The sequence below is a fragment of the Pseudarthrobacter sp. genome, assembly GCF_036675385.1.
Taxonomy (GTDB): Bacteria; Actinomycetota; Actinomycetes; order Actinomycetales; family Micrococcaceae; genus Arthrobacter.
In genome coordinates this window covers 1-6783 of sequence record NZ_JAKFFD010000219.1, presented here as the reverse complement: position 1 = coordinate 6783, position 6783 = coordinate 1, and the positions used below count along the sequence as shown (strand labels likewise).

Annotated in this window: 5 protein-coding genes and 1 pseudogene; 3 read left to right on the top strand and 3 right to left on the bottom strand. The window is 66.4% G+C overall.

All coding sequences use genetic code 11. The features are described from left to right. Positions 1-192: 192 nt before the first annotated feature. On the bottom strand, positions 193-1497 hold the full coding sequence (locus V6M49_RS17980; protein ID WP_332762465.1) for an MFS transporter: 1305 nt from the start codon (positions 1495-1497) through the stop codon (positions 193-195). Between the two features lie 138 nt (positions 1498-1635). On the opposite strand from V6M49_RS17980, the gene rraA reads away from it, so the two are divergent. From rraA to V6M49_RS17965, 3 genes are all read left to right on the top strand, one after another. Next, positions 1636-2130: a ribonuclease E activity regulator RraA gene (gene rraA / locus V6M49_RS17975; protein ID WP_141138779.1), complete on the top strand. Its 495-nt coding sequence runs from the start codon at positions 1636-1638 to the stop codon at positions 2128-2130. A gap of 141 nt (positions 2131-2271) precedes the next feature. Then, a complete protein-coding gene (locus tag V6M49_RS17970; RefSeq protein WP_332762462.1) occupies positions 2272-3933 on the top strand; it encodes an MDR family MFS transporter in 1662 nt (553 codons plus the stop codon). Between the two features lie 205 nt (positions 3934-4138). Beyond that, positions 4139-5578, top strand: a complete 1440-nt coding sequence (locus V6M49_RS17965; protein WP_141138781.1) for a sugar porter family MFS transporter — start codon at positions 4139-4141, stop codon at positions 5576-5578. Between the two features lie 7 nt (positions 5579-5585). On the opposite strand, the gene V6M49_RS17960 is transcribed toward V6M49_RS17965, so the two are convergent. Then, entirely contained in the window at positions 5586-6107 is a 522-nt protein-coding gene (locus tag V6M49_RS17960) for a GNAT family N-acetyltransferase (RefSeq protein WP_141138782.1), read from the bottom strand. A 208-nt stretch (positions 6108-6315) separates the two neighbouring features. Continuing rightward, positions 6316-6783: pseudogene (locus V6M49_RS17955) on the bottom strand (mannitol-1-phosphate 5-dehydrogenase); the annotation flags it as partial.

Sequence of the window (6783 nt, the reverse complement as noted above, 5' to 3'; positions counted from 1 at the left end):
CTCAAGGACGCGCGTGTAGCGCAGCCGCTGGCGCGGCGTGGAGGGCCGGGCGGCCATGGACGGATGGGCTGAAAGGGTCTCGGGCATCAGGATTCCGGGGTTGTGTTTCTATGGTGCAGCGGCACGGAGAGTCCCCCATCCCGTGTGCCTGCAGTCCGCCTCAACTATACGCGGCACAGGCAAAAGCCGGAATCAGTCGACCCCCCGGATCTTGACCACGAACACGGCGCCCAGCAGGCCGATGACGGCCGCCGCGGTGAACAGTGTGACGTACCCGCCCAGGAACTGCAGGGAGAGGAAGGCAATCAGTGGGGCGAACACCTGCGGCAACGAACTGGCCACATTGATGACCCCCATGTCCTTGCCCCGGTCGGCCGCCTGCGGGAGTACCTGGGTCAGCAGCGCGAAGTCCACTGCCAGGTACGCGCCGAAGCCGATGCCCAGCACGGCGGCCCCCACCAGGGCCCCCGGCCACACCGGGAAAAACGCCATGATCAGTCCTGCCATGGCGATCGTGGCGGAGGAGGCGATCACAAACGGCTTGCGTTTGCCCACCCGGTCACTCCACGGTCCGGCCAAAACTGCGGTGATCATGACCATCACCGCATAGATTCCCGTCAGTATCAGGACGCCCAGGGCGGGGTCCTCATGCTTGATCACGTCCCGGAGGAAAAAGAGCAGGTACACGATGGTCAGCTGGTTGCAGACGTTGACCAGGAAGCGGGTGAGCCAGGCCCAGGCGAAGTCGGGGTGGCGGGCCGGGCTGATCCAGAAGCCGCGCAGGAAACCGGCCCAGCTGAACGGCGGCCGGAGCTCCCTGGGCAGCGGCGGGTCATTGCGGTGGAAGAGGTACGGCAGCACGGAGAACAGCAGGGCGGCCGCACACATGGTGTACCCCACCATGTAGTTCCCCGAGACCACCGCGCCAAAAACTGCGCCGAGCAGGATTCCCAGGGTCTGGCCCATTGCCGCCAGCCCGCCCACTCCGCCGCGCTGCAGGACCGGAACACGGTCAGGGACGGCGGCCGTGATGGCCGCGTAGGCAGCGTTGGCACCGAGCTGGACCAGGCACCAGGAGAGGACCATCAGTGCCACGGCCGTTGCCCCGGACATGGCCAGCAACGCAGCCGTGGCCAGGACGGCCCCGGCCAGGACCCACGGGGCACGCCGGCCGAAGCCTGAGACGGTCCGGTCGGACAGTGCACCGAACAGCGGATTGGCCACAAGCGACACGGCGGCGCCACACGTTGTGACGAGGGACAGGATGGCTTCCTTATTGGCCTCGTCAATGCCTATGGCCTGCTGGCCGATAAAAACGTTGATGGGGCCGAAGAAGGCGGCGTTGATGCCCACATTGACCAGCACCAGCCCGGTCACCCAGCGCGCGGTGACCTTCTGCGTCGGCTCGGCGAGCGCCGCCGTCGAGCTTTCCAATCCCGCCCCGGGAACCGACGCAGCGCTGGGATCCGGTGCTGCGGGTGTGTCGGACAGGCTCATGATGGTTCCCCCTGGAACGGTTGGTGATTCTGAAAATCAGACTATCGTGGGCTGCATCGCCCCGCTTGCCATACGGCGCTTGCCTGGTGTGGCGATGGACAGCGCGCAGCCCCACGACACTGAACACCTGGAGATCCAATGACCGCATCTGCTGGCAACACCAACAGCCCCGTCAACACCGCCGATCTATACGATGAGCGCGGCGAGGCCCTGGCGTCCGTTTCACTCCAGTTCCAGTCCCTCGGCGGCCGTTCGCACTTCAGCGGCCCGGTGCGGACCATCCGCTGCTTCCAGGACAACGCCCTGGTCAAGTCCACCCTGGCCACCCCCGGCCATGGCGCCGTGCTGGTGGTGGACGGCGGCGGCTCGCTGGGCACAGCCCTGATGGGGGACATGATCGCCGAGAGCGCCGTGGCGAACGGCTGGGCCGGCGTCGTAATTAACGGCGCCATCCGCGACCGCGAGGCGATCGCCCAACTGGATCTGGGCGTCAAGGCGCTGGGCAGCAACCCGCGCAAGAGCGCCAAGGCCGGAGCCGGTGAGGTTGACGTGGATGTAGTGCTCGACGGCGTGACCTTCCGTCCCGGCGTCACCGTCTGGTGCGATCCGGACGGCATCCTCGTGGAGCGCTGATCTGGGTCCTCCAGCTTGGGGGAGTCCGCGGCGGGGCTGAGCTTCCGGAAGAAATCTCTGGCAGCGGGAATGAAACGCGAACTAACATAGTTACTGAAAGCAACTATCGAGCGCGATCCCTCATTCTTTCCTGGAGAAGCCATGTCCAAAACAACCGCTGTGCGTGCCGCCGGCGAAACCCTGACACAGCGTCAGATCGTCACCGTGATGGTGGGGCTCATGCTGGGCATGTTCCTGGCATCCCTGGACCAGACCATCGTGTCCACCTCCATTTACACCATCGCCAATGACCTGGACGGGCTGTCCCTCCAGGCGTGGGCCACCACCGCCTACCTCATCACGTCCACGGTCAGCACGCCGCTGTACGGCAAGCTGAGCGACATTTTCGGCCGCCGTCCGCTGTACCTGATCGCCATCGTCATCTTCCTGATCGGCTCGCTCTACGCCGGCTCAGTGCACTCCATGACCGAACTGGCCATCGCCCGCGGCGTCCAGGGCCTGGGCGCCGGCGGCCTGCTGGCCCTCGCGCTGACCATCATCGGCGACATCGTGTCCCTCAAGGACCGGGCCAAGTACCAGGGCTACTTTATGTCGGTGTTCGGCGTCTCCTCCGTGCTCGGCCCGGTGGTGGGCGGTGCGTTCGCAGGGTCGGCCAACATCCTGGGCTTTGACGGCTGGCGCTGGGTGTTCTTCATCAACCTGCCCATCGGCCTGGCGGCCCTGGCCGTGGTGTTTATGTTCCTGCACCTGCCGGCCAAGCACGTGAAGCAGAAGATCGACTACTTCGGCGCGGCCGCCATCACGCTCGCCATCGTCCCGCTGCTGCTGGTGGCGGAACAGGGCCGCGGCTGGGGCTTTGCGTCGCTCAACTCCTTCCTTTGCTACGGCCTGGGCGCGGTGGGCATCATCTGGTTCCTGCTGGCTGAAAAGCGCGCCGGAGACTACGCCCTGATCCCGCTCCGGCTCTTCCGGAACGCTACTTTTGGCCTGTCCTCGCTGCTGAACTTCATCATCGGCATCGGCATGTTCGGCGCCATCGCCATGCTGCCCATGTACCTGCAGCTGGTCAAAGGGCTCACACCCACGGAAGCCGGCCTGATGATGATCACCTTCACCCTGGGCATCCTGACCGGTTCCATCACGGCGGGCCGCACCATTTCGGCGTCGGGCACGTACCGGATCTTCCCCATCGTGGGTACTGGCATCCTCACCGTCGCCGCGCTGGTCATGGGACTGGCCCTGGGCGTGGACACGGGCCTCTGGGTTCCCGGCGTGATCGCCGTGTTCTTCGGCATGGGCCTGGGTTTCTGCATGCAGCCGCTCACGCTGGCCATGCAGGTCTCCGTTCCCCCGAAGGACATGGGCGTTGGCACCTCCTCCGCGGCGTTCTTCCGGTCCATGGGCGGGGCGGTAGGCACGGCTGTGTTCATCTCCATGCTGTTCAGCCTGGCCGCGAGCCGGATCGCCGACACCATGAAGTCAGCCATGGCCAGCTCCGACTACCAGGCCGTGCTGCGCGACCCGGCGGTGGCGGCGGACCCCGCCAACGCCAAGCTCTACGAGTTCTTCCAGAACGGCGCGTCGGACGAATCGCTCAATGACACCAGCTGGCTCCACTCCGCCAACAGCGTGCTCACCCGGCCCATTACGGAGGGCTTCGCGTACGCGATCGACACCGTGATGATCACCGCAGCCGTCCTCACCGGGATCGCGTTCCTGATCAGCTTCGCCCTGCCTAACAAGAAGCTGACGGATCCGAAGTTGGCCCCGCAGGGAAACGCAGCTGCCGTGGCGGCCCACTAAGCCGCCTCCCCTGAAACAGACAGACGACGGCGGCGGCACACCCCGCCGTCGTCGTCTTTCTGTTTCGGAGGGTACAAGTCGCAAGTGGAACGGCGGGCGGTGACGTGCCACACTGTTTAGCGCGTGTGCGCCGGCCATCCGAGCCGGTACCGCAGCCGACGACGTCCGCACCGCATCCACCCGACCCCCAAACCCAGGGAGCACCATGTCCACCGCCAAGGAGCAGACCACCGCCAAGATCCCGCAGCGGGTGATCTGGCTGGCACTCGCAGGCGCGGTGGGCGGATTCCTGTTCGGCTTCGACTCCTCCGTGGTCAACGGTGCAGTGGATGCCATCAAGGATGAGTTCGCGCTTTCCGAGGCCGTGACCGGCTTCGCCGTGGCCATCGCCCTGCTGGGCTGCGCGGCAGGCGCCTTCCTCGCTGGCAAAGTCGCCGACCGCTACGGCCGCATCCCCGCCATGAAGCTGGGCGCGGTGCTGTTCCTGGTCAGCGCCATCGGAACCGGCTTCGCCTTCGGCGTCTGGGACCTGATCTTCTGGCGTCTGGTGGGCGGCCTGGGCATCGGCCTCGCGTCGGTGATTGCGCCGGCCTACATTTCCGAGATTTCCCCGCGGCAGGTCCGTGGCCGGCTGGCGTCGCTGCAGCAGCTGGCCATCACCACCGGTATCTTCGCCGCACTCCTGTCCGACGCGCTCTTCGCCACCACCGCCGGCGGCGCGGACCAGGCCTTCTGGCTCGGGCTGGAAGCCTGGCGCTGGATGTTCCTCGCCGCAGCGGTTCCCGCCGTGGTCTACGGCTGGATCGCCTACACCCTCCCGGAATCCCCGCGGTTCCTGGTGTTCCAGGGCAAGGAAGACGAAGCCCGCAAGGTGTTCGACTCCATCGCCCCGTCCGAGGACACCGACCGGCACATCCGCGAGATCCAGGACGCCATCGAAGAGGACAAGCTGTCCGGCCAGAAGGGCTCGCTCCGCGGCAAGACGTTCGGCCTGCAGGCAGTGGTCTGGGTGGGCATCGTCCTCTCGGTCCTGCAGCAGTTCGTTGGCATCAACGTGATCTTCTACTACTCCACCACGCTGTGGAAGGCCGTCGGTTTCCAGGAGAAGGACTCGCTCACCATCTCGGTGGCAACCTCCATCACCAACATCCTGGTGACACTCGTGGCCATCGCACTGGTGGACCGGATCGGCCGCCGCCCCATTCTCCTGGCCGGGTCCATCGGCATGGCGGTCTCACTGGGCACCATGGCGCTGGCGTTCTCCGCCGCCGTGGGTTCAGGCTCCGAGATCTCCTTGCCGGGCGCCTGGGGTCCGGTGGCCCTCGTGGCGGCCAACATCTTTGTGGTCAGCTTCGGCGCTTCCTGGGGCCCGCTGGTCTGGGTCCTCCTTGGTGAGATCTTCCCGTCCCGGATCCGTGCCCGCGCCTTGGGCCTGGCCGCAGCCGCGCAGTGGGTGGCCAACTTTGCCATCACGCTCAGCTTCCCCGTGATGGCCGCGGCTTCCCTGCCGCTGACCTACGCCATGTACGCGCTGTTCGCGGCGGCGTCGTTCTTCTTTGTGATGTTCAAGGTGCCGGAGACCAACGGCATGTCCCTGGAGCAGGCCGAGACGCTGTTTGTGCCCAAGGGTTCTAAGAAGGCCTGACGCCGGGTCAGAGAGTAAGCTTCATGCCCTCATGGCTGGCGTCAAAGCCGAGCCGCTCGTAGAACCGATGGGCGGCTGTCCGCGACTTGTGTGTGGTCAGCTGCATCAGCGTGCAGCCGCGGCGCCTCGATTCCTCGATCGCCCACCCCACCATCAGGTTTCCCAGGCCCTGGCCACGAAGGCTGCCCGCCACACGGACCGCCTCAAGCTGCGAGCGCCAGGAGCCCTGCCGCGAGATGCCGGGCAGGAAGCTCAGCTGGAAGGTGCCCACGACGCGGCCGTCAGCCGCCCCGGCCGGCACGTGCTCGCCCACCACCAGCAAATGGCACGGGTCGGCGTCGATCGCTTCGAAGGCCCGCTCGTACGGCGCCATGTCGTGGCCCAGTTCTCGGCTGGCGCCGAGGGAATCGTCGGCCAGCAGCGCCACAATGGCGGGCAGGTCCCCGGACACGGCGTGCCTGAGGCGGAAGGTCCCGCCGTCGACGTCGGCAGTCAGCAAGGCGGTCAGGGCACCGGGGTTCGTGGTCATCTCCCCAGCATTCCACAAGGCTTGCGAACCTATCCCTCCGAGACCCTCTCTCACTTTCGGTGCCTTAAACGCCAACGCTCTCTCATCCAGGTGAGAGAGCGTTGGCCAAAAAACCGCATTATCTGCGAGAGGGTTGCTCGAAACCCCACATTGAGTGAGAGAGCGTCCTGGGGGTGGGTGCGTGCGGTGGGGGTCAGGCCGGTGGGGGTCAGGCCGGCGCCTTCGCCCCTTCCGCCTGGCGTTCCTCCACCAGCGTGGACACCGCCGCAAACAGCGGGTGCTCCGGTGCCAGCCCGGTAATCCTGGCTGTGGCGTCGGCAGGCGACGACGAAGCCAGGATCTGCGCGAGTTCGGTGGCCTCGGCGTCGGCGGGGTCCGTGAAGCGCAGGGCCGCGGCGATGGCACCCAGCAGCGCCTCGGGCACGATCCCGCGTTCGGCGAGTTCAGCCGCGGGGCCGATGAACCGTTCATGCCGGCTGAGCTTGCGCATGGGGGCGCGGCCCACCCGGTTCACGGTGTCCGGCAGGTGCGGGTTGGAGAAACGGACCAGGATCTTCTGGACGTAGGCTTCCTGCTCGTCGTTGTTGAAGCCGTGCTTGGCCACAAGGAGCTGCTTGGTTTCCTCCAGGACGGCCCGCACATCTTCCGCCACGTCCTGATCGGCCATGGCCTCGGA

What these genes read in the sequence shown, in the direction of transcription:
- V6M49_RS17980 (WP_332762465.1), bottom strand. Translation starts at nt 1,497, where the DNA reads ATGAGCCTGTCCGACACACCCGCAGCACCGGATCCCAGCGCTGCGTCG.
- rraA (WP_141138779.1), top strand. Translation starts at nt 1,636, where the DNA reads ATGACCGCATCTGCTGGCAACACCAACAGCCCCGTCAACACCGCCGAT.
- V6M49_RS17970 (WP_332762462.1), top strand. Translation starts at nt 2,272, where the DNA reads ATGTCCAAAACAACCGCTGTGCGTGCCGCCGGCGAAACCCTGACACAG.
- V6M49_RS17965 (WP_141138781.1), top strand. Translation starts at nt 4,139, where the DNA reads ATGTCCACCGCCAAGGAGCAGACCACCGCCAAGATCCCGCAGCGGGTG.
- V6M49_RS17960 (WP_141138782.1), bottom strand. Translation starts at nt 6,107, where the DNA reads ATGACCACGAACCCCGGTGCCCTGACCGCCTTGCTGACTGCCGACGTC.